We start from the raw sequence: 22,280 nt of genomic DNA, 5'->3' as shown, positions 1-22,280 counted from the left end.
GCGCTGTGTCGGTCAGCTCCTCGTCTACTCGTCGCCTTCCCGCAGCCGGCGCCACACGGCGCCGAGGACGTTGGAATAGTCGTCGGTCCACACCCGCTGATGCGGGCGCGGCGTCGTCAGTTTCCAGTCCGGCGAGGACGCGATCACACCGACATCTTCAGGTTCGCGCGCCGAGATCACCACCGAGGTGGCGAAGATGTACTCGGCATCGCGCTCCGGATCGTCGCCATAGGTCCAGCTCTTCAGGCCGTTGGCGGCGGCGATGCCGACCACGACGCTCGAGAGTTCGAGATGCCGGTTGGAGACGTGCATCAAGACCGCGCCCTGCGGCGCCAGCTTCGATTTGTAGATCGCCATCGCCTCCCGGGTGGCGAGATGGATCGGGATCGCATCTGATGAATAGGCATCGACGATGATCAGATCGTAGCCGCCGGCGGGCTCGCCGGCGAAGGTCAGGCGTGCATCGCCCATCACCGGATCGAGGTCTGGGGCGCATTTGCTGACATAGGTGAAATATTTCGGGTCGCGCGCGGTATCGACCATCGACTGGTCGATCTCGAAGAAGCGCCAGCTTTCGCCGGGCTGCGCAGCGCAGGTGAGCGATCCCGCCCCGAGCCCGATCACGGCGACCCGGAGCGGCCCGGCTTTGCGGGCGCGCATCGCGGCGATCCCGCGACCGATACCGCCGTCCTTGTCGTAATAGGTGATCGGCTCGGGCCGGCCAGTGACCGGCGTGCCGTCGTCGTTCAGCATCTTCTCGGCGCCGTGGATCGTCGTGCCGTGCAGCAGCACGTGATACTGGCCGTTCGGCGTCACCTGGATCTTGTGGACGCCGAAGAAGCTGCGCACCGTCTCGACCCGGCCGTCGTCCGCCGGATACAGCCGCGTCAGCGTCAACGCCAGCACCACGGTGGCGAACACCTTCCAGCGGTTGGCGCGCAGCGCCAGCGCCGCCAACACCGCCACCGCCGCCACATCGCCGACCAGCAGCACGCGGTTGATGCTGAGCCATTCGAACACGCGGCCGGAGCTGAACGCCGGCGCGATCAGCACCACCGCGAGCGCGGCGAGAAACGCCCAGTACCACCGCGTCCAGGCCGGAACGCGCTCGGAGGCCTGCGGCCGGCACAGCACCGCCAGCGCCAGCAGGATCGGATATTCGGCGATCCAGGAAAAACTGTAGGGCGCCACCAGCCCCGCGAACAGGCCGCCGACCATGCCGCCGAACGACAGCGCGACATAGAAGCCGGTGAGATGGCGCGCATCCGGCCGCGTCCGCGCCAGTTCGCCATGGCAGGCCATTGCGATGATGAAGAACGACAGCAGATGGCCGCCGAGCACGACCAAGAGATTGGGCGTGCCGGTGTAGGCGAGCAGCACCGCGATCACCGCGATCGCCAGCGGTTGCGCCGCCAGCATCCATTTGTGCGGCAGCAATGGCCGCGACTGGAACACCAGCACCCAGGTCAGCAGATACAGCGACAGCGGCAGTACCCACAACAACGGCGCCGCCGCGACATCGGTCGAGATGTGGGCGGTCACGGCGATCAGCAGGCCGGACGGCACCGCGGCGAGGAACACCCAGCGTGCCCGCATCATCCACGACGGCGCGACCGCGCCCGCATCGTCCGCGCCGGTGCTGGCGTTGATGTCCATCTGCGGCGAGCGCAGCAGCAGATAGCCGCAGCCGGCGATCAACAGGATCAGGAGGCCGTATCCGCCGGTCCAGACGATGTTCTGCGCGCGCAGCGTCAGCGCCGGCTCGAGCAGCACCGGATATGACAACAGTGCGAGGAAGCTGCCGATATTCGACGAGGCGTAGAGGAAATACGGGTCCGGCCCGTTGGGATGGCCGGTGCGCACGAACCACGCCTGCAGCAGCGGATTATTGGCCGCGAGCGCGAAGAACGGCAGGCCGATCGACACCGCGAACAGCCCGAGCAGCCAGAACGCATAGCCGCTCGCCGGCGGATCGCCCCACCCGGCCGCGATCGACAGCGGCAGCGTCAGCAGGGCCGCGACCAGCAGCACCAGATGGATCGCGACCGGAACGGCGCGATGGCCGAAGCGGCTGATGTAATGCGCATAGGCGTAGCCGCCCAGCAGCAGCGACTGGAAGAACACCATCGCCACCGACCACACCGCCGGCGAGCCGCCGAGCCGCGGCAGCACCATCTTGGTGAACAGTGGCTGGACCGAGAACAGCAGCAGCGCGCTGGTGAAGATCGCGGCGGTGTAGACGATCAGGATCACCCGATTGCGCGCTTCGGAATTGTGAGCCGCAACGGGCGGCATCGACTCGGTCATACGGTCTCCAGCCTGGATGATCCGGCGATGCCGGCGCAGAACATTGGACGTCACGGCGACGCGAACGCCCCCGGCAAGCGGGCCCGATGCGACGCCGCCGCCGACCATCGCAGAACCGGAGGCCGCCATCCACTCGGATCACGCCACCGCGACGTTGTGCCGTGGCTGCGGAGCAGACCATGGTGCCATGGCTGCGGAGCAGCCCGTGGACCATGGCTGCTGAGCGGCCCGTGGACCATGGCTGGGCGCGGCCCTTGTGCCGATCGGCCGGTCTTTGATATTCCATCCCTGATGACGGAGTGTGGACTCCGTGTGGCCGCCGCGGCGCAGGAGCCGCCGCCCGCCCCTCCTGGAACAGCCATGTCCGATTCCGACGTGCTGATCATCGGCGCCGGTCACAACGGCCTCACCTGCGCCGCCTATCTGGCGCAGGCCGGGCTGACGGTGAAGGTCGTCGAGCGCCGCAGCGTGGTCGGCGGCGCCGCGGTGACTCAGGAATTTCATCCCGGCTTCCGCAATTCGGTCGCGGCCTACACCGTCAGCCTGCTCAACCCCAAGGTGATCGCCGACCTGAAGCTCGCCGAGCACGGGCTGCGCATCGTCGAGCGCCGGGCGCAGAACTTCCTGCCCGACCCGAACGGCAAATATCTGCTGACCGGGGCCAAATACACTGCCAGATCGGTGGCGCATCTCAGCAAGCCCGACGCCGGCAAGATCGACGGTTTCACCGCCGAGTTGGAGACCATCGCCGACGTGCTGCGGCATTTCGTGCTGCGGGCGCCGCCCAATCTGGTCGAGCGCTTCGGCGTCGGCGCCGTTCGCGAGGGCCTCGCCGCGCTCGGCGCCGCCAACCGGCTGCGCGCGCTGACGCTGGAGCAGCAGCGGCTGCTGCTCGATCTGTTCACCTGCTCGGCCGGTGAGATGCTCGACGCGCGGTTCGAGCACGATCTGGTCAAGGCGCTGTTCGGCTTCGACGCCATCGTCGGCAATTACGCCAGCCCCTACGCCGCCGGCTCCGCCTACGTCATGCTGCACCACGCCTTCGGCGAGGTGAACGGCAGGAAGGGCGTCTGGGGCCATGCGGTCGGCGGGATGGGGGCGATTTCGCAAGCCATGGCCGCCGCAGCCCGCGCCGCCGGTGCCGAGATCGAAACCTCGGCCGGCGTCCGCGAGGTGCTGGTCGAGAAGGACCGGGTGGTCGGCGTCACGCTCGACGACGGCCGCGGCCTGCGGGCGAAATACGTCGCCGCCAACGTCAATCCGAAGCTGCTCTACACCAGGCTGCTACCGAAGGATGCGCTGCCGGGGGATGTCCACCGCCGCATGACCGCGTGGAAGAACGGCTCCGGCACCTTCCGCATGAATGTCGCGTTGGCCGGCCTGCCCTCGTTCACGGCGCTGCCCGGCACCGGCGACCATCTCACCGCCGGCATCATCATCGCCCCCGGCCTCGATTACATGGACCGCGCCTGGAGCGACGCACGCGCGCACGGCTGGAGCCGCGAGCCGGTGGTCGAGATGCTGATCCCATCGACGCTGGACGAATCCCTGGCCCCGCCCGGCCGGCACGTCGCCAGCCTGTTCTGCCAGCACGTCGCGCCGCAACTGCCCGGTGGCGTGTCCTGGGACGACCGCCGCGACGAGGTCGCCGATCTAATGATCGCCACCGTCGACCGCTACGCCCCCGGCTTCGCCGCCAGCGTGCTCGGCCGCCAGATCCTGTCGCCGCTCGATCTCGAGCGCGATTTCGGCCTGCTCGGCGGCGACATTTTTCACGGCGCGCTGAGCCTGAACCAGCTGTTCTCGGCCCGGCCGATGCTCGGCCATGCCGACTACCGCGGGCCGCTGAAGGGCCTCTACCACTGCGGTAGCGGCGCCCATCCCGGCGGCGGGGTCACCGGCGCCCCCGGCCACAACGCCGCAGCCGCGATCCTCAACGATCACCGCAGCCTGTTCACAAAGCGTGGATAAAGCTGTGCGTAAGCCTGTGGATAGGCTGTGGAAAAGTCGTGGTTAAAGCTGTGCGCGAATCTGTTGAAGCGCAGTTTCAATCGCGGGGACAAGCTGTGGATGGCTGCCGCGAACGAGGGCCTCAATCCGCGGCTCGGGAACGGGCAGTTCGCGCCCTCAACCCTTCAGACACCGCCGCGCCTGGTTGATCTGGGCCCAGGAATAGCCGTTCTTGACCGCCCAGGCGATCGACTTGGCTTTGCCGTGTTCGGCGACATTGTAGCGGACGGTGGCGCAATCGACGGTGGTCGCGGGCGGTGCAAAGGACTGCTGCTGCTGCAAGGACAGCGGCTGGTACGACGGTTGCTGTTCCGCGACCGCTTCGACCGTACCGGCAAAGGAGCCGGCTAGGCACACCGCAACGACCGCGTAGATGCCGCCGCTGCGGGTCGACTTCGAAAATGAAACTACTTCGCCGGTATTGATCATTCGCCCTCACGTTGGGTTGCGCTCTTGCCGAGCGCGGAGGGGGCGCCGATGCTCAATCCAGCAGTCATGGACACGGGCACGTCATTGGCCCAGTCCGCACCACTCCTCCGGGGGTTCTTAAAGCAGGAATCGTCAGGCCGATCCCCACTCTGTGTCCCTTGGGACACAAATATGGCTTTTTGGTTACCAGCCGTATCTCAATTTAACGGCCAAATCCTCGGTGACCACTCCCAAGCTACCGCAAGCGGCATCTTCAACCCTGTGGGTAAGTCGTGGACAAACCCTGCCTTTCGGGCGCAGAAACTGGGGACATTGGGTTGTCCATCACATCAACGACGCTCCCCTGCCAACCATCGGACCTGCCATGCCTGATCCCGCCCCCACCACCCGCGCCAGCTTCGTGATCGGCGACGAGGCCACCGCGCGCCGGATGACCGATCTGCTCGGCGAGAGACTGGGCGAGGGCGAACTGGCGATCGCGGCGTTCGAGCGCCCGGATCGCGCCTGGGAGGTCAGCCTGCATTTCGGCGAGGGGCCGGATCTCGACGGCATCCGCGCGCTGGTCGCGCAGGTGGCAGGCGACGCCGCTTCGGCCGCCATGACGGTCGAGACCATCGCGGCCAAGGACTGGGTGGCGGCCAGCCTCGAAGGGCTGGTCCCCGTCCCGGCCGGCCGCTTCATCGTCCATGGCAGCCATGACCGCGCCCGCATCCCGCCGAACAAGCTCGGTATCGAGATCGAGGCGGCGCTGGCCTTCGGCACCGGCCATCACGGCACCACCCGCGGCTGCCTGACGCTGCTCGATCTGGTGCTGCGCGCCGGCCCGCCGCGCAGCGTGCTCGACCTCGGCACCGGCACCGGCGTGCTGGCGATCGCTGCCGCCAAGGCGCTGCGCCAGCCGGTGCTGGCGACCGACATCGACCGGCAGTCGGTCGCCGTCGCCAGGGAGAACGCGCGACTCAACGGCGTCGGCAATCTGGTGCACGCCGAATGGGCCACCGGCTTCGCCTCGCCGGCCTTCGCCGCCCATGCGCCGTTCGACCTGGTGCTGGCGAATATTCTGGCCAACCCGCTGCGCGCGCTGGCGCAGCCGATGTCCGAGCATCTGGCGCCGTCGGCGCTGGTGATCCTGTCCGGCCTGCTGCAGCCGCAGGCGCAGAGCGTGATCGCGGCCTATCGCGCGCGCGGCTGCGTGCTGCTCCGGCAGATCGTGATCGAGGGCTGGAGCAGCCTGCTGCTGGCCAAGACGTTCTGATGGCGAAGACGTTCTGAGGACTACTTCCCGGGCGGCTTGGGGAAGCGGACATAGACGCCGTCCTTCGGCACCGCGCGCTTGCCGCGCGCCTCGGCCAGCCGATCCAGCATTTGAGTGATGACGCCGCGCTGCTTCTTTTCGGAGGGATCGCCGGTCGCCGATGGGTTCGGATGTGGATTCGGACGAGCAGGCGGAGAAATCTTCTCGAAGGAAAAAGCAGCCATGTGTATCCCCTCATCGTTGAGTTGAGACACTCCCGGGTTCTCCCGGACGCGTTATCAGAATGCCGACGCACCCTCGCCTGTCGCTTGCAGGCCTGATAAATCAAGCATAACTCGTGCCATAAGCAAAGCTTTTCGCGGGCGGCCGGCGCGTTCGCGGACCATGAGGACCAGCAGCGATGTTCGAAGCGCATTTCCAGACGTTCGAGGAGCCGGAAAGCGGCGTTGCCCTCACTGCGCGGCTCGCGGCGTTTCGCGAGGAGATGGTCCGGCGCCAGCTCACCGGCTTTGTGATTCCACGCGCCGATCAGCAGCAAAACGAATACGTGCCGGCCTGCGACGAGCGGCTGGCCTGGCTCACCGGCTTCACCGGCTCGGCCGGCATGGCCGTGGTGCTGGTGCATCGGGCCGCATTGTTCGTCGATGGCCGCTACACGCTGCAGGCCGCCCAGCAGGTCGACGGCAAGGCCTGGACGATCGAGTCGCTGGTGGAACCGCCGCCGGAGCGCTGGCTGGAAGCGCATCTGAAAGACGGCGACCGCCTCGGATTTGATCCGTGGCTGCACACTTCTTCGGCAGTCGAACGGATGCAGGCGGCCTGCGCCAAGGCCAGCGCGGAGCTGGTCGCGGTCGAGAGCAATCCGGTGGATGGGGTGTGGACCGAACGACCCGCGCCGCCGCTGGGCCAGGTCAGCATCCACGGGCTCGAATTCTCCGGCGAGAGCGAGGCGGCCAAGCTCGAGCGCATCCGGGGCGAGCTGACACGGCTGAAGGCCGACGCGCTGGTGCTGTCGGACTCGCACGCGGTGGCCTGGACCTTCAACATCCGCGGCGCCGACGTGTCGCATACGCCGCTGCCGCTGTCCTACGCGGTTGTGCCGAAGGACGGCCGCCCGACCATCTTCATCGACGGCCGCAAGCTGTCGAACGCGGCGCGCGACCATCTCGAACAGACTGCCCAGGTCGCCGAGCCCGCGGAGCTGGCGCCCACGCTGCAGGCGCTGGCCGGCTCGGGCGCGTCGATCGCGCTCGACAGCGCCACCGCCGCCGATGCGCTGACCCGGCTGGTCAGGGATGCCGGCGGCAAGCCGCTGCGCGGCGCCGATCCGGTCGCGCTACTGAAGGCCGTCAAGAACGCCACCGAGATCGAAGGCACCAAGACCGCGCATCGCCGCGACGCCGTGGCGCTGGCGCGCTTCCTCGCCTTCATCGATCGCGAGGCGCCGAACGGATCGCTGACCGAGATCGACGCCGTCGAGGCGCTGGAGAGCTTCCGCCGCGACACGGGCGCGCTCAAGGACGTCTCCTTCCCCACCATCTCCGGCACCGGCCCGAACGGCGCGATCGTGCATTATCGCGTCACCCGCAAGAGCAACCGCCGCATCCAGCCCGGCGACCTGCTGCTGATCGATTCCGGCGCGCAATATCAGGACGGCACTACCGACGTCACCCGCACCATCGCGATCGGCGAGCCGACCGCCGAGATGTGCGACCGCTTCACCCGGGTGCTGCGCGGCCATATCGCCATCGCCCGCGCGGTATTTCCCGACGGCACCACCGGCGCACAGCTCGACACACTGGCGCGGCAGTTCCTGTGGCAGGCCGGGATCGATTTCGAGCACGGCACCGGCCACGGCGTCGGCAGCTATTTGTCGGTGCACGAAGGCCCGGCGCGGATCTCCAAGCTCGGCACAACGCCCTTGAAGCGCGGCATGATCCTGTCCAACGAGCCCGGCTACTACAAGGCCGACGGCTTCGGCATCCGGATCGAGAATCTCGAACTGGTTGTTGAGAAGTTGGTTGAAGGCGCCGAGAAGCCGATGAACGGATTCGAGACGCTGACGCTGGCGCCGATCGATCGCCGGTTGATCGACACGGACATGCTGAGCCGGAAGGAACTGGCCTGGCTGAACGCCTACCACGCCCGCGTCCGCGCCGAAGTGAGGCCGCATCTCGACGGCCCGACCCAAGCCTGGCTCGACTCCGCGACCGCGCCGCTGGAGCGCTGATCGCCGTAATGTCACCGTCATTCCGGGATGCGCGCCGGCCGGCGCGCAGACCCGGAATCCAGAGGTTGTTGCGAAGAGAGATTCCGGGTTCGCGCTTCGCGCGCCCCGGAATGACGAACGAGAGGACGGTGGCGCGCGCCCCGGAATGACTGCCTGTGCCAGAAGTCTCGCACCCCTCCCGCTCCCCGCATGGCCTTATGCCGAAAACGGCCTGTTAGTGATCCCGCGGCACGTTACAGTCGAGTGCACACCGCACATCGTCATTTGCTGACCGGTCGGAACCGCCCCCGCATGCACGGCAAGACCGGTAGAACCTTCGCGATCGACCCCGGCCGGATCGACCGGCCGCCGTCGAAACTGCTGCTGCTCCTGCTGGTGCTGATGAACGGCGCGGCGCCGATCGCGCTGTACATCTTCGTGCCGGCGCTGCCGGTGCTCGCCAGCGATCTCGGCGGCGACATCTCGGTCGCGCAGATGACGGTGTCGCTCTACATGGTCGGGCTGGCGTGCTCGCAACTGATCATGGGCCCGCTGTCGGACCGGTTTGGCCGCCGCCCGGTGCTGCTCGGCGGCTTGACGCTGATGGTCGCCGCCAGCGTCGGCTGCATCTTCGCCGAGACCCTGCCGCAACTGATCGCCGCGCGGTTCCTGCAGGCGCTCGGCGGCGCTTCCGGCATGGTGATCAGCCGCGCCATCATCCGCGATCTGTACAGCCGCGACCGCGTCGGCGGCATGCTCAGTCTCGTCATCGCCGTGATGATGATCGCGCAGATGCTGAGCCCGCTGTTCGGCGGCGTGATCGAAACCGCGCTCGGCTGGCGCGCGATCTTCTACGTCGTCACGGCGGGCGCGATCGCCGTCACGGCGACGATCGCGCTGGCGCTGCCCGAGACGCGCCGCCGCCTCGGTCCCGCCGCACCGGGCGGCTTCCGCGGCGATGTCGGCGGCCTGTTCAGGAGCCGCGCCTTCATCGGCTATGTGCTTTGCCAGGTGCTGGCCTCGGCGATCATCTTCACCTTCGCCGGCGGCGGGCCGTACGTCGTGGTGACGCAGATGGGCCGCAGTTCGGCCGAATACGGCGCCTGGTTCGCCAGCTCCGGCTTCGCCTATCTGCTCGGCAATCTGTTCTGCGTGCGGTTCGCGCCGCGCTATTCGCTCGACAAACTGATCTGGTTCGGACTGGCGATGCAGATCGGCGGCGCGGCGCTGAATCTGGCGTGGGGCGTGCTCGGCTGGAATCAGGTGCCGAGCTGGCTGTTCGCCACCCACATGATCATCATGTTCGGCAACGCCTTCGTGATGGCCAATGCAACCGCCGGCGCGATCAGCATAAGGCCGCAGGTGGCCGGCACCGCTTCCGGGCTGATGGGCTTCACCCAATTCGGGATCGGCGCGCTGTGCTCGCAGTTCGGCGCGTATCTCGGCGGCCATTTCGCCACGCCGCTGCCGCTCAACATCGCCGTCGCCGCCCTCGCGCTGGCCTGCGCCGCCTCGATGATCTTCCTGGTGCCACGCAGCAACCTCATCGCGAGCGAAGAGCTGATCGAGAAGGCAGAAGGCGAAGAGCCGCCGGTGATGTGAGGGCGGCCTGCCTGCGCCGTTTCACGCACAGCATCGTCATCCTGAGGTGCGCGCCCTCCTCGGCGCGCCTCGAAGGATGCGGCGACGCGCGCAAGCGGCCCATCCTTCGAGGCCGCCGCTCCGCGGCGGCGCCTCAGGATGACGTCCGGACTGGCCAGGCACGCCCCTCCCCGGGTCATTCCGGGGCGCTCACGAAGTGAGCGAACCCGGAATCTCGATCGGCAGAGCACCTCGGAATTCCGGGTTCTCGAGCTGCGCTCGCGCCCCGGAATGACGCGTCAAGAGATCAGCGCCAGCCACTCGTCCTCGGTCAACACCGCGACGCCGAGGTCTTTCGCCTTGGTGAGCTTCGATCCGGCGTCCGCGCCGGCGACGACGTAGTCGGTCTTCTTCGACACCGAGCCGGCGACCTTGGCGCCCAGTCGCTCCGCCGCCGCCTTGGCTTCGTCGCGGGTGAATTTCGTCAGCGATCCGGTGAACACCACGGTCTTGCCGGCGACGGCGGTGTCGCGCCGCGCCTGCTCGGCCGGCAGCACGTCCTTCAGTTCGGCCAGCAGCGCATCGAGCGCCGCGACGTTGCGCGGCTCGGCGAAGAACTCGACCACAGCGGCAGCGACGACCTCGCCGATGCCGGCGATATTGTCGAGATCCTGATACGCCTCCGACGTATTGCCTTCCTCAGTCTGCCCTTCCGCGGCGGCGCGCATCGCCGCCAGGAAGGCATCCAGCGTGCCGTAGTGCCGCGCCAGCAGCTTCGCATTGCCCTCGCCGACATGGCGGATGCCGAGCGCGAAGATCAAGCGATGCAGCTCGATGGTGCGCCGCGCGTCGATCGCCGCGAACAGATTGCGCACCGAGGTCTCGCCATAGCCTTCGATATCTTCGAGCTTCAGCGCGGCGTTGCGCGCCTGCAGCGTGAAGATGTCGGCGGGTTCCTTCACCCATCCGCGTTCGTGGAACAGCACGATCTGCTTCTCGCCGAGCCCGTCGATGTCGAAGGCCAGCCGCGAGACGAAATGCTTCAGCCGCTCCACCGCCTGCGCCGGACAGATCAGCGCGCCGGTGCAACGCCACACCGCCTCGCCCTCCTCGCGCGCCGCGTGGCTGCCGCACACCGGGCATTTGTGCGGGAAGTGATAGGGCGTCGCGTCGGCCGGCCGCTTGTCGAGCACGACGCTGACGATCTGCGGAATCACGTCGCCGGCGCGCTGCACCACCACGGTGTCGCCCTCGCGGATGTCGACGCCGTCGCGCAGCGGCGAGCCGTCATTGCCGAGACCCTTGATGTAGTCCTCGTTGTGCAGCGTCGCGTTCTGCACCACCACGCCACCCACCGTCACCGGCTGCAATCGTGCCACCGGAGTGAGCGCGCCGGTACGGCCGACCTGGATGTCGATCTTCTCCAGCACCGTGGTCGCCTGCTCGGCGGCGAATTTGTGCGCGATCGCCCAGCGCGGACTGCGCGAGACGAAGCCGAGGCGTTCCTGATAGTCGAGCCGATCGACCTTGTAGACCACGCCGTCGATGTCGTAGGGCAGCGCCGCGCGCTGCTCGCCGATCCGGCGATAGAATGCGAGCGCGTCGTCGACGCTGGTACACAGCGTGATCTCGGGATTGACGACGAAGCCGGCCTGTTTCAGCCAGCCGAGCATCTTGAACTGGGTCGGCTCGTCCATCGGGTAGTCGCTCATCTCGCCCCACGCATAGGCGAAGAATTTCAGCGGCCGCGACGCGGTGATCGCAACATCCTTCTGCCGCAGCGAGCCGGCGGCGGAATTGCGCGGATTGGCGAACACGGTGTCGCCGGCCTCCTCCTGCCGCTTGTTGAGCGCGAGGAAATCCTGCTTCAGCATGTAGACTTCGCCGCGCAGCTCGCAGGCGGCGGGGATCGTCTTCGCCTTCAGCGTGGTCGGAATATCCGCGATAGTGCGGACGTTGGCGGTGACGTCCTCGCCGGTGAAGCCGTCGCCCCGCGTCGCCGCGCGCATCAATTCGCCGTGCTCGTAACGCAGCGACAGCGACAGCCCGTCGATCTTCGGCTCGGCGACGATCGACGGCACCGCATCGAGCCGGAGGAAACGCTGCACGCGCTCGACGAATTCCGTGACCTCGTCGTCGGCAAAGGCGTTGCCGAGCGACAGCATCGGCACCGCGTGCTGCACCTTGGCGAAACCACGCGCCGGCGCCGCGCCCACCGTCTGTGTCGGCGACGACGCGCTGACGAGCTCGGGGAATTTCGCCTCGATCGCCTCCAGCCTGCGCCGCAGCGCATCGTACTCCGCGTCCGAAACCGTCGGCGCGTCGTGCTGGTAGTACGCGCTGTTGTGCCGCTCGATCTCGAGCCGCAACCGCATCGCCTCCACCTTGGCTTTCGCTTTGGTGAGGGTGGCGATGTCGGGGGCGGGCTTCGGCGCTTTTGTCATGCGCAATGGATACAATGAAGGACCTGGTGATGAAAGCGGGGCTGGCTCACCACTCCCCGCGCGCGGCAGGGCAATCGCATGGAATTCGAAGCTATTGCACCGGGCTCGCTTCACCCTCCCCTTCGAGGGGGAGGGTCGGCACGCAGCCCGCGTAGCGGGATGCGTGACGGGGTGGGGTGAGCCGCGGCACGGCGGATGAACTCTTCGCCACCCCACCCCGCTCGCTGACGCGAGCGACCCTCCCCCTCCAGGGGAGGGTGATGCACGTCGCGAGCGCGAACTTTCAGATGCGATCACCCTGCCCCGCGCGGAGCGAGGATGAGATCACCCCGCCGCCTTGATCAGCCGGTCCGCCGCCGCCCTTGCCTCGGCGGTGATCTCGGCGCCCGCCAGCATCCTCGCGATTTCTTCGCGGCGGTGGTCCTGTTCCAGGGCGGCGACGCGGGTGGCGACGCGTTTGCCCTTGTCGAGCGCGGCTTTGGAAATCAGCAGATGCTGGTCGGCGCGGGCGGCGACTTGCGGGGCGTGGGTCACGGCCATCACCTGCACCTTGGTGGCGAGCCGCGCCAAGCGCCCGCCGATCGCATCGGCGACCGCGCCGCCGACCCCGGTGTCGATCTCGTCGAACACCAGCGTCGGCGCCGAGCCCTTGTCCGACAGCACCACTTTCAGCGCCAGCAGGAAGCGTGACAGCTCGCCGCCGGAGGCGACCTTCATCATCGGGCCGGGCCGCGTGCCGGGGTTGGTCTGCACCCAGAATTCGACGCGGTCGATGCCCTGCGGCCCCGGCGTCGCCGGATCGGCCTCGACCTGGGTCATGAATTTGGCGCGCTCGAGCTTGAGCGGCGCGAGTTCGCCATTGACCGCCTTGTTGAGCTTGTCGGCGGCCTTGCTGCGCGATGCGGAGAGCTTCGCCGCGGCGGCGCCGTAGCGCGCATCGGCGTCGCCGGCGGCCTTCTCCAGCGCCTTCAGCCGGTCGGCGCCGGCGTCGATCAGCGCCACGTCGGCGGCGTATTGCGTAGCGAGTGCGGCGAGCCCATCGACCGGCGTCGAATACTTCCGCGCTGCCGCGCGTAAAGCAAACAGCCGCTCCTCGATCCGCTCCAGTTCGAGCGGGTCGAAATCGGCGGCGGCGAGTGCGGCGTTGAGATGCTGGTCGGCTTCCTCCAGCGCATTGATGGCGGCGTCGATCGCCCGCACCGCGGGCTCGACCAGTTGCGGCGCGGAGCCGGCGCGACGCTCCAGCCGGCGCACCGCGGCGGCCAGCGCCGCCACCGGCGAATGATGGCCGCCGACCGCGTCCTGCGCCTCGCGCAGATCGGAGGCGATCTTCTCGCCCTGCATCATCACGGAGCGGCGCTCGGCCAGCACGGTCTCCTCGCCGTCCTGCGGCGCCAGCTTCTTCAATTCGTCGGAGGCGTGGCGCAGATAATCCGCCTCGCGCGCGGCCCGCTCCATCCCGGCGCGGTGGGCGTCGAGCGCGGCGCGGGCGCTGCGGCGACCCTCCCACAGCGTCTCCAGCGCGGCGACGTCCTTCTCCAGCCCGGCGAAGGCATCGAGCAGCCGCCGATGGGTGGCGGCGTCGACCAGCGCGCGCTCGTCGTGCTGGCCGTGGATCTCGACCAGCGTGGCGCCGACCGATTTCAGGGTCTGCACGCTGACCGACTGGTCGTTGATGAACGCGCGGGTGCGGCCGTCGGCGAGCTGGATCCGGCGCAGGATCAGCTCACCGGAATCCTCGATCTCACGGTCGTCGAGCCCGTTGGCGGACAGAATGCCGAAGGCGGGATGGCCTTTGGCGAGGTCGAAGGTCGCGGTGACCTGGCCGTGTTCGGCGCCGTGGCGGACCAGCGCGGCATCGCCGCGGCCGCCGAGCGCCAGCGCAAACGCATCGAGCAGGATCGATTTGCCCGCCCCGGTCTCGCCGGTGAGCACGGCGAGGCCACGGGAGAACTCGATATCGAGCCGCTCGATCAACACGATATCGCGGATCGACAGGCGCGAAAGCATGAGGAAATGGTCCTATCCGAGACCGAGCTTTTTGAAGGACTTGCTGATCCAGGAGCCCTTGTTCTCGGTGGGTTCGAGTCCACCGGACTTTACAAGAGTATAGGCGTCTTTGTACCAGCGGCTGTCAGGAAAGTTGTGGCCAAGCACGGCGGCGGCGGTCTGCGCCTCGCCGACGATGCCGATCGCCATATAGGCCTCGGTCAGACGCGCCAGCGCTTCCTCGACGTGGCGGGTGGTCTGATAGCGCGTCACCACGGTCTTGAAGCGGTTGATCGCCGCGGCGTAATCGCGCTTCTCCATGTAGAAGCGGCCGACGTCCATCTCCTTGCCGGCGAGCTGGTCGCGGGCGCCTTCCAGCTTCTGCTTGGCCTGGTTGGCGTATTCGGAGGTCGGATATTTGCGGATGACTTCCTCGAGCGCGGCGATCGCCTTCTCGGTGCGGCCCTGGTCGCGAGAGATGTCCGGGATCTGGTCGTAATGCGACGCGGCGATCAGATATTGCGCATAGGCCGCATCCGGGCTGCCGGGGTGCAGCGTCACGTAGCGGGTGGCGGAGCCGATGCAGCTGTCGTAGTCGCCGGCCTGATAGAACGAATAGGCCGACATCAGCAGCGATTTGCGCGCCCAGTCGGAATAAGGATGCTGCCGGTCGACTTCCTCGAATTTCTTCGACGCGCCCTTGAGGTCCTTTTCCTTGTTCATCAGGTACAAGCCCTCATTGTAGAGCTTGTCAGCCGGCTCGTCGTTGAACTTGTCTTCGTCCTTGGCCAGGAACTTGTCCCAGATCGCGCCGGTGCCGCAGCCGCCGAGCGGCAGCGCCAGCAGCATCAGGCTGGCGACCAAAGGAAGGCTGCGCCAAAACCGATCGCTTCCGCGCAAGATCAGCCTGTTTCGCAGTCCGAGCCGCTGTGCCGACATCAATTCCAACCTGACATACTGGAGAACGGTGCGCCCCGGCATCCGATCAGGCCGCCATGGCGAAAGCCACCGACCTGCCCCCGAAGCATGGAGTCGACCTCCGGCTGTGTAGCCGAAAAAGGTTACTGGACCAACCGGGTACGCAGGCATTTCGCCGGGAATAAGGCGATCGGGCGGCGGCGGCTGGCAGACGGGGAAAAGCGGCGGGATATGGAGATGACGGGCCGCCAGTCGTGGTCGCGAAGGCGGTCGATGTCGTGCCCCGTCGGATCAGGACATATCCGGACCGTAGGCCGGGGCGACCATGCCGCCGGCCAGGCGGGTGACGGCTTCGGCGTGGCCCCGCACCGCGCGGCGCGCCGGCTCGGCTTCGATCACTCGGAAGTTGGTGCGATCGGCCAGAAGCGCGGTCAGCACCGAATGGTTGAGCTTGTGGCCACCCCGCATCGAGCGATAGGCGCCCAGAATCGGCAGACCCGCCAGCGCCAGATCGCCGATCGCGTCGAGCAGCTTGTGGCGGGCGCATTCGTCGGCATAGCGCAGGCCTTCGGCGTTGAGCAGCCGCTCGTCGTCGAACACCACCGAATTCTCGAACGACGCGCCGAGCGCGTAGCCCATTTCCCACAGCCGGGCGACGTCGCTCATGCAGCCGAAGGTGCGGGCGCGGGCGATTTCGCGGCGGAAGGCTTCCGGCTCGACGCCGAGGCTGTAATTCTGCTGACCGATGACCGGATTGGCGAAGTCGATGTCGACCTCGACGCGGAAACCACCGGTATAGGGGCGAAGCTCGCCGAACGAGTCGCCGTGCGACACGCGGACCGGCTTGAGAACCTGGATGAAGCGGCGCGGCGCCGATTGCTCGCGGATGCCGGCCTGGTCGATCGCGGCAACGAAAGGCGCGGCGCTGCCGTCCATGATCGGCACTTCGGGGCCGTCGACTTCGATGGTGGCATTGTCGATGCCCATGCCGCGCAGCGCGGCAAGGACGTGCTCGGCCGTCGAAACCAGCGGGCCGTCGCTATCGCCCAGCACGGTGGCGAGTTCGGTGGCGACCACCGATTTGGCATTGGCCTGGATTTCGCGGTCACCGCCGTCGAGACCGCTGCGGACAAAAATATAACCCGCGTCGATGGAGGCGGGTCCGATGGAGAGCGTGGCCGGACGACCGGAGTGGACACCGACGCCAGTGACCGTGGCTTGCGATCGCAGCGTTGTCTGCCGGCTGAATTTCATGCGCTAGTGCCCACCAATGACCACCAGTCCGTCGTTTCCCGGACATAACGTCCAGGCGACTCGACCGTGTGTCCCCAAGTCCAAGAAACCATAGCACTGCCTCAAAGAGCGCCAACTCACGCTTTTTTACGAATTGTTACCCCAACTCCGCCGCATTACCGCCGCCGGCTCCTCGAATTCGGACTCAATCGTGGCGCCATCGCAATCGTTCCCGCTTCTGCAGAAAACCCATTTAGCAAATGGAAACATAGACTTACTGGATATCTACGAGCTCCGCAGCGTGTCAAACAAAGACCCCGGAAGCTAGCTTCCGGGGTCTTGTCATCGTCAGAAATGAGGCATCGGATCAGTTCGCCTGCCGCCGCAGGAAGGCGGGGATATCCAGATGGTCGTCCCCCTGTGGCAGGGGCGCAACAGGTGCGGGCCGCCCATGGATGTCGAGGCCCTGCGGCGCCGGGCGTTTGGCGTATTCCGACACCGGGTCCGGGCCGCCCATTTGCTCGGCGACGCTGCGCTGCGGGCGGCGTTCCGGCAGGGGCGGCATCTGCGGCATTGCGGGCGCGGCGACGCCGCGCGCCGGAGCCGCGGGCTCGGCTTCGTCTTCGCGACGGCTGAGGCCGTTGGCGAGACGCTGCAGCAGCGACAGCCGGGTCTTCTGCGGCTCGTCGTCGAACTCGCTGCGGGCGGCCTGACGGATCTCGTTCTGGGCGGGCACCGGCAATTCGTCGAACCGCGGCATCCGCGGCGCGCGCAGAGCGGCCCGGTCGGGCTGCTGCGGAATGAAGGCGTCCGGAGTCTCGGGCTCCTCGTGCGTCGCGCGCGTCGGCTCGACGTCGGGGAACAGCGACGGCTTCTGCGGGATCGGACGGACGGTGACGTCGCCATAGGACGCGGACTGCACCGGCGCCTGAGCGACGTCCTGAGCCGGCATCTGCTCGTTACTGACGGCGGCAGCGATCGCGGCGAGCGCCGCACGCTCGACATTGGCGGCGCGGGCCACCGGGGCAGCGGCGGCCGGAGCCGGCGCAGCGGCAGCCTGCGCCGCGCGGGCGGCGGCGGCTTCCGCGATGCGCAGATTGTCGGCGCGCAGCTTGGCGGTCAGTTCAGCCAGACGGCTGTCAGCCGGCGCAGCATTGGCAGCCGCGCCGGCCGCGGCTGCGTTCCGCGACAACTGCGCCTGCTCGATGCCGGTGGCCACGACCGAGACGCGAATGATGCCGTCGAGGCTCTCGTCGAAGGTGGCGCCGACGATGATATTGGCGTCCTGATCGACCTCCTCGCGGATGCGGGTGGCGGCTTCGTCGACTTCGAACAGCGTCAGGTCCTTGCCGCCGGTGATCGAGATCAGCAGGCCGCGCGCACCCTTCATCGACGAGTCGTCGATCAGCGGATTGGCGATCGCGGCTTCGGCGGCGGTCAACGCGCGCTTCTCGCCGGAGGCTTCGCCGGTGCCCATCATCGCCTTGCCCATCTCGCGCATCACCGCGCGGACGTCGGCGAAGTCGAGGTTGATCAGGCCTTCTTTCACCATCAGGTCGGTGATGCAGGCGACGCCCGAATACAGCACCTGGTCGGCCATCGCGAAGGCGTCGGCGAAGGTGGTCTTCTCGTTGGCGACGCGGAACAGGTTCTGGTTCGGGATGATCAGGAGAGTGTCGACCACCTTGTGCAGTTCGGTGATGCCGGACTCGGCGGTCCGCATCCGGCGGGCGCCCTCGAAGTGGAACGGCTTGGTGACCACGCCGACGGTGAGGATACCCATCTCGCGGGCGGCCTTGGCGATCACCGGCGCCGCGCCGGTGCCGGTGCCGCCGCCCATGCCGGCGGTGACGAACACCATGTTGGCGCCGGTGAGGTGATCGCGAATCTCGTCGATGACTTCCTGCGCCGCGGCGGAGCCGACATCGGGCTGCGAGCCGGCGCCGAGACCCTGGGTCACCTGGGTGCCCATCTGGATCAGCCGCTGCGCCTTCGACATCGTCAGCGCCTGCGCGTCGGTGTTGGCGACGACGAAGTCGACGCCATCCAGCCCGGCGGTGATCATGTTGTTGACCGCATTGCCGCCGGCGCCGCCGACTCCGAACACGGTGATCCGGGGCCGCAGCTCGCGAATGTCGGGAACGTTGAGATTGATCGTCATGGTTGCCTCTCGATTACGCGAGCGTTGGTTCGTGAAGTCCCGGGCGATGGGCCTGGGCGATCTGTGAAAGCGGAAGGGGGCGGAATAGAGTCATCAGAAACCCTCGCGCAGCCAGCGGCCGACCTTGCCGAAGTAGCCGGCGTGATCGGCACTCCGGACCTGCCGGGCGTGTCGGGGCTCGATGTGTTCGAGATGAGCGTATTGCGGATACACCAGCAGGCCGGTGGGAACGGCGAAGGATGCGCTCTTGGCCTCGGTGGGAAGCCGGCCGAAACCGAGCGGACGGCCGACCCGCACCGGACGGCCGAGAATCCGCGTCGCCAGTTCGGGAATGCCGGTGAGCTGCGACGCGCCGCCGCTCAGCACCACGCGCGCGCGCGGCTCTGCAGCAAACGGCGAATCCGCCAGCCGGTCCCGGACCATCTCAAAAATCTCCTCGGCGCGATGCCGGATGATGTTCGCGATCGTCGCGCGGGAGATCACTTGCGGAGCATCCCGCTCATTGTCCCCGGCGGCAGGGATCGACATCAGCTCGCGCGCATCAGAACCGCCAGTTAGCACCGTGCCATATAACGTCTTGATTCGCTCGGCATCCGCAATGCAGGCACCTAATCCACGCGCGAGATCCATCGTGATGTGATGCCCGCCGAGCGCAAATCCGCCGGCGTGGACGAAGCGGCCGGCCGAGTAGACCGCCATCGTGGTCGTCCCCGCCCCCATCTCGATCAGCGCGGCGCCGATATCGGCTTCGTCGTCGGTCAGCACCGACAGGCCTGCGACATAAGGACTCGCCGCCATCGCCTCGACCTCGAGATGACAGCGCTCGACCGCGAGCATCAGGTTCTTGGCGACGGTGGCGTCGGCGGTGACCACGTTCATGTCGACGCCGAACTGACGCGCGACCATGCCGCGTGGATCGCGGATACCCTTGACGCCGTCGAGCGTGTAGCCGACCGGCAGCGCGTGCAGCACGGCGCGGCCGGGCGCGGTGGCGTGATGCATGCCGGTCGAGGTGACGCGACTGACATCGTCGGCGGTGACCGCGCCGCCCTTGATATCGGCGGCGGCCTCGATCAGTTGTCCCTGCAGCCGGCCGGCCGACACCGACAGCAGCACGGATTCGACCCGCACCTTGGCCATCCGCTCGGCGAGCGCCACGGCGTGGCGGATCGCCTTCTCGCACTCGACCATATCCACCACGGCCCCGGCCTTGACGCCGCGCGACTGGATCTGGCTGTAACCGACCAGTTCGACGGCGTGGCTGCGGCCGCGCAGCGCGTCCTTCGGCGGGCACGGCTTGAGCCGCGCGATCATGCAGGCGATCTTGCTGGTGCCAATGTCCAGCGACGCCACCATCGCGGTGCGATGCGGCGGCATCGGGCGTGTCTTCGGCGTCTGGGTGCGGTCGAAGCCGGTCACGCGTCACCAGCCTTCTTTTTGGACTTCTTGTCCTTGCTGAACTGCTCTTCGCGCGCCTTGGCGGCGTTGTCCGACAGCCGCACGGTCAGGCGATCGGGCAGCCGCATGTCGATCGCGGTGATGTCGCGCGAAAACAGTTTGTCGTCCTGATCGAGCTTGCTCAGCATCGCCAGCGAATTGCCGACCTCGTGCTCCGGCAGCCGGATCACCAGCCCATTGGTCAGCCAGACGTTCCACCGCCGCTCCCCGACCAGCGCGACCGCGCGGGTCTGCGACTGGATCTGCGGATAGCGCCCGAGCAGCGCGAGAAAATCCTTGGCGCGACTGCCCGCTCCGCTGCCCACCACCAGCGGCAGCGACAGGAAGCGGCGCGCCACATAAGGCTCCAGCACGGCGCCGTCCTCGGCGATCACCGAGGTGCGGCCGTCGAGTTGCCAGCGCGCGAAGGCGGTGCGCTCGACGATGTCGATCTGCAACTCGCTGGGATAGAACTTCAGAACCGTGGCGTCGGCGATCCACGGGTTCGCCTTCAACTTGTCACGCACCGCTGCGGCATCGAGGAACAGCAGCGACGACCGCCCGGTGACCCCGCCGATCGCCAGAATCTCGTCCTGCGTCAACTGCTTGCGGCCGCTGAGCGCGACCCGTTCGATGCGGAAGCCGGCGATGTTGGCGACCGCGTTGCGGGCGTCGTCCACCCCCTGCACGAACTCGTCGACATGGCCGCCCTTGACGATGCCGAGACCGGCGCTGCCGAGCAGGATCAGCGCGGTGGCGAAAACGCCGATCCGGCGCGGCGTGTACTTCTCCAGCACCGCGATGACGCCGTGCTGCGGCTCGGGCCGGGCCAGCCGCTTGGTCGGGCGCGGCTGCGGCCGGTTGCGGCGGGCCATCCGATGGCGCAGCAGCGCGACGGCCGCGACGGCGACCGCTTTCAGATCAGACTGAATCCCCGACAGTCGCGACGACTTGGCGAGGCGCCCTCCACCATGCATTGCTTGCGCTCATACTCGTTGTGCCCGCAACCAACCGGGCTCAGGCGCAAGTGACGGCTCGATGCTGCACGGGATCGCGCCGCGGAGAATCCGCCCGGTCACGCCGCGTCAGCCGAGCGTCAGAATGCGCGGCCAGCGTTAACCTTCGGCTCTCCTGGTAAACAAAAAGTAAAGGCGCTCGGTTCGGCCCCGGAATTGTTACGTTTCCTGAAAGATTTGCGGCCGCCAGCGGCATTTTTGCAGCGCCGAAACCGGGAACTCGACCAAAGTCGTTAACGCCGGGCGCCGCGTTCGGCGAGCGCGATCTGGCCGTGGAGGAAATCGACGAAGGCGATCCCCTGCGCCTGCAGCGCCTTGGGATAGAGCGAGGCCTTGGTCAGTCCGGGCAGCGTATTGGTCTCGAGAAAGATCGGACCGTCGGCGACGACGATGAAGTCGGAGCGCGAATAGCCGCGGCAGCCCATCACCCGATGCGCCTTCACGGCATCCTCCATGATCCTCGCCGAGATCTGCGGCGCGAACCGGCCGGGGCAGATCTCCTGGGTCGATTTGGCGAGATATTTCGCGGTGTAGTCGAAGCCGCCGTCGGCCGGCACGATCTCGATCGGCGGCAGCGCCAGCAGCGAGCCGTCGGCCTGCTCCAGCACGCCGCAGGTCGCTTCGATGCCGGAGACGAACGGCTCGATCAGATAGTCCTCGGACCTCGCCGCGTCGCGCACCGCGACCAGGTCCTGCTTCGCATTGATGAAGAACAGGCCGTAGCTCGACCCGTCGCGGGCCGGCTTGGCGATCAGCCGGCCGTGGGCGGCCAGCGCCGCCTCGGCCTCCGCCAGCGCGATGCCGGCCGGCGCGCGCACGCCGGCGATCGCGGCGAACCGCTTGGCGGCCACCTTGTCGAAGGCGAGATGCGACGCCGCCGCGCCCGACCCGGTGAACGGCACGCCGCGCATCTCGCACATCGCCTGCAACTCGCCGTTCTCGGCGACACCGCCGTGCAGACCCAGCACCAGCAGCCGCTGTTCGATCGCCGCGCGATCGAGCGCGCGCTCCAGCGGACCGATGTTTTCGCCAGCCGGCCGAAACGCCTCCTCGAACGGCCGCGCATGCGCCAGCAGCGCCTCCGCGGTCACCGCGTGGACGCTGTCGTCGTCGTTCCAGAACCACAATTCGGCATCGGGCAGCGCGGCGTGCAGCGCCTGCGCCGAGGCGACCGAAACCAGGCGCTCCTTGCTGGTGCCGCCGAAGAGAATTGTCTGTCGCATGAATTCGGTCCGCCGCGCGGGTCCCTGCTCGATCGAATGGTCCGTGAAACGCGCGGGCCGGCGCGGGC

The 22,280-nt window shown here is 67.7% G+C and carries 15 protein-coding genes; 4 read left to right on the top strand and 11 right to left on the bottom strand.

The features are described from left to right. Positions 1-24: 24 nt before the first annotated feature. Positions 25-2,307: a spermidine synthase gene (locus tag RPB_RS10135; RefSeq protein WP_011440911.1), complete on the bottom strand. Its 2,283-nt coding sequence runs from the start codon at positions 2,305-2,307 to the stop codon at positions 25-27. Between the two features lie 360 nt (positions 2,308-2,667). Here RPB_RS10135 and RPB_RS10130 point away from each other — a divergent pair, with 360 nt between their 5' ends. Then, positions 2,668-4,278: a phytoene desaturase family protein gene (locus tag RPB_RS10130; RefSeq protein ID WP_041798178.1), complete on the top strand. Its 1,611-nt coding sequence runs from the start codon at positions 2,668-2,670 to the stop codon at positions 4,276-4,278. A gap of 156 nt (positions 4,279-4,434) precedes the next feature. Here RPB_RS10130 and RPB_RS10125 read toward each other — a convergent pair whose 3' ends face one another. Next, entirely contained in the window at positions 4,435-4,746 is a 312-nt protein-coding gene (locus tag RPB_RS10125; protein WP_011440909.1) for a hypothetical protein, read from the bottom strand. Positions 4,747-5,110: 364 nt separating this feature from the next. Between RPB_RS10125 and RPB_RS10120 the strand changes: the two genes are divergently transcribed. Then, entirely contained in the window at positions 5,111-6,001 is an 891-nt protein-coding gene (locus RPB_RS10120; protein ID WP_011440908.1) for a 50S ribosomal protein L11 methyltransferase, read from the top strand. Between the two features lie 20 nt (positions 6,002-6,021). On the opposite strand, the gene RPB_RS10115 is transcribed toward RPB_RS10120, so the two are convergent. After that, complete coding sequence (locus tag RPB_RS10115) at positions 6,022-6,255, bottom strand: hypothetical protein (RefSeq protein ID WP_433993729.1); 234 nt, start codon at positions 6,253-6,255, stop codon at positions 6,022-6,024. A gap of 146 nt (positions 6,256-6,401) precedes the next feature. Between RPB_RS10115 and RPB_RS10110 the strand changes: the two genes are divergently transcribed. Further along, positions 6,402-8,231 (top strand): aminopeptidase P family protein, encoded by a 1,830-nt coding sequence (locus RPB_RS10110; RefSeq protein ID WP_011440906.1) that lies wholly within the window; start codon positions 6,402-6,404, stop codon positions 8,229-8,231. Between the two features lie 291 nt (positions 8,232-8,522). Further along, the gene (locus RPB_RS10105; RefSeq protein ID WP_011440905.1) at positions 8,523-9,812 is read left to right on the top strand and encodes a multidrug effflux MFS transporter; all 1,290 of its coding nucleotides are present in this window, start codon (positions 8,523-8,525) and stop codon (positions 9,810-9,812) included. A gap of 278 nt (positions 9,813-10,090) precedes the next feature. Here RPB_RS10105 and ligA read toward each other — a convergent pair whose 3' ends face one another. From ligA to RPB_RS10065, 8 genes are all read right to left on the bottom strand, one after another. Beyond that, positions 10,091-12,235, bottom strand: a complete 2,145-nt coding sequence (gene ligA, locus RPB_RS10100) for an NAD-dependent DNA ligase LigA (protein WP_011440904.1) — start codon at positions 12,233-12,235, stop codon at positions 10,091-10,093. 324 nt (positions 12,236-12,559) lie between these two features. Then, on the bottom strand, positions 12,560-14,245 hold the full coding sequence (gene recN / locus RPB_RS10095) for a DNA repair protein RecN (protein WP_011440903.1): 1,686 nt from the start codon (positions 14,243-14,245) through the stop codon (positions 12,560-12,562). A gap of 12 nt (positions 14,246-14,257) precedes the next feature. Further along, positions 14,258-15,163 (bottom strand): outer membrane protein assembly factor BamD, encoded by a 906-nt coding sequence (locus RPB_RS10090; RefSeq protein ID WP_011440902.1) that lies wholly within the window; start codon positions 15,161-15,163, stop codon positions 14,258-14,260. A gap of 270 nt (positions 15,164-15,433) precedes the next feature. Beyond that, on the bottom strand, positions 15,434-16,396 hold the full coding sequence (lpxC, locus tag RPB_RS10085) for a UDP-3-O-acyl-N-acetylglucosamine deacetylase (protein WP_011440901.1): 963 nt from the start codon (positions 16,394-16,396) through the stop codon (positions 15,434-15,436). A gap of 346 nt (positions 16,397-16,742) precedes the next feature. After that, positions 16,743-18,536 (bottom strand): cell division protein FtsZ, encoded by a 1,794-nt coding sequence (gene ftsZ, locus RPB_RS10080; protein ID WP_011440900.1) that lies wholly within the window; start codon positions 18,534-18,536, stop codon positions 16,743-16,745. A 93-nt stretch (positions 18,537-18,629) separates the two neighbouring features. Beyond that, the gene (ftsA, locus tag RPB_RS10075; RefSeq protein ID WP_011440899.1) at positions 18,630-19,955 is read right to left on the bottom strand and encodes a cell division protein FtsA; all 1,326 of its coding nucleotides are present in this window, start codon (positions 19,953-19,955) and stop codon (positions 18,630-18,632) included. Continuing rightward, positions 19,952-20,950 (bottom strand): cell division protein FtsQ/DivIB, encoded by a 999-nt coding sequence (locus RPB_RS10070; RefSeq protein ID WP_011440898.1) that lies wholly within the window; start codon positions 20,948-20,950, stop codon positions 19,952-19,954. The genes ftsA and RPB_RS10070 overlap by 4 nt, the downstream gene beginning before the upstream one ends. Before the next feature lie 272 nt (positions 20,951-21,222). Continuing rightward, complete coding sequence (locus RPB_RS10065) at positions 21,223-22,212, bottom strand: D-alanine--D-alanine ligase family protein (RefSeq protein WP_011440897.1); 990 nt, start codon at positions 22,210-22,212, stop codon at positions 21,223-21,225. Between the last annotated feature and the right edge of the window lie 68 nt (positions 22,213-22,280).

The organism is Rhodopseudomonas palustris HaA2 (genome assembly GCF_000013365.1).
Classification (GTDB): domain Bacteria; phylum Pseudomonadota; class Alphaproteobacteria; order Rhizobiales; family Xanthobacteraceae; genus Rhodopseudomonas; species Rhodopseudomonas palustris_J.
Note: the sequence above shows the minus strand (reverse complement) of the source record. Positions and strands in the feature narration are given on the sequence as shown.

What these genes read in the sequence shown, in the direction of transcription:
- RPB_RS10135 (WP_011440911.1), bottom strand. Translation starts at nt 2,307, where the DNA reads ATGACCGAGTCGATGCCGCCCGTTGCGGCTCACAATTCCGAAGCGCGC.
- RPB_RS10130 (WP_041798178.1), top strand. Translation starts at nt 2,668, where the DNA reads ATGTCCGATTCCGACGTGCTGATCATCGGCGCCGGTCACAACGGCCTC.
- RPB_RS10125 (WP_011440909.1), bottom strand. Translation starts at nt 4,746, where the DNA reads ATGATCAATACCGGCGAAGTAGTTTCATTTTCGAAGTCGACCCGCAGC.
- RPB_RS10120 (WP_011440908.1), top strand. Translation starts at nt 5,111, where the DNA reads ATGCCTGATCCCGCCCCCACCACCCGCGCCAGCTTCGTGATCGGCGAC.
- RPB_RS10110 (WP_011440906.1), top strand. Translation starts at nt 6,402, where the DNA reads ATGTTCGAAGCGCATTTCCAGACGTTCGAGGAGCCGGAAAGCGGCGTT.
- RPB_RS10105 (WP_011440905.1), top strand. Translation starts at nt 8,523, where the DNA reads ATGCACGGCAAGACCGGTAGAACCTTCGCGATCGACCCCGGCCGGATC.
- ligA (WP_011440904.1), bottom strand. Translation starts at nt 12,235, where the DNA reads ATGACAAAAGCGCCGAAGCCCGCCCCCGACATCGCCACCCTCACCAAA.
- recN (WP_011440903.1), bottom strand. Translation starts at nt 14,245, where the DNA reads ATGCTTTCGCGCCTGTCGATCCGCGATATCGTGTTGATCGAGCGGCTC.
- RPB_RS10090 (WP_011440902.1), bottom strand. Translation starts at nt 15,163, where the DNA reads ATGTCGGCACAGCGGCTCGGACTGCGAAACAGGCTGATCTTGCGCGGA.
- lpxC (WP_011440901.1), bottom strand. Translation starts at nt 16,396, where the DNA reads ATGAAATTCAGCCGGCAGACAACGCTGCGATCGCAAGCCACGGTCACT.
- ftsZ (WP_011440900.1), bottom strand. Translation starts at nt 18,536, where the DNA reads ATGACGATCAATCTCAACGTTCCCGACATTCGCGAGCTGCGGCCCCGG.
- RPB_RS10070 (WP_011440898.1), bottom strand. Translation starts at nt 20,950, where the DNA reads ATGCATGGTGGAGGGCGCCTCGCCAAGTCGTCGCGACTGTCGGGGATT.
- RPB_RS10065 (WP_011440897.1), bottom strand. Translation starts at nt 22,212, where the DNA reads ATGCGACAGACAATTCTCTTCGGCGGCACCAGCAAGGAGCGCCTGGTT.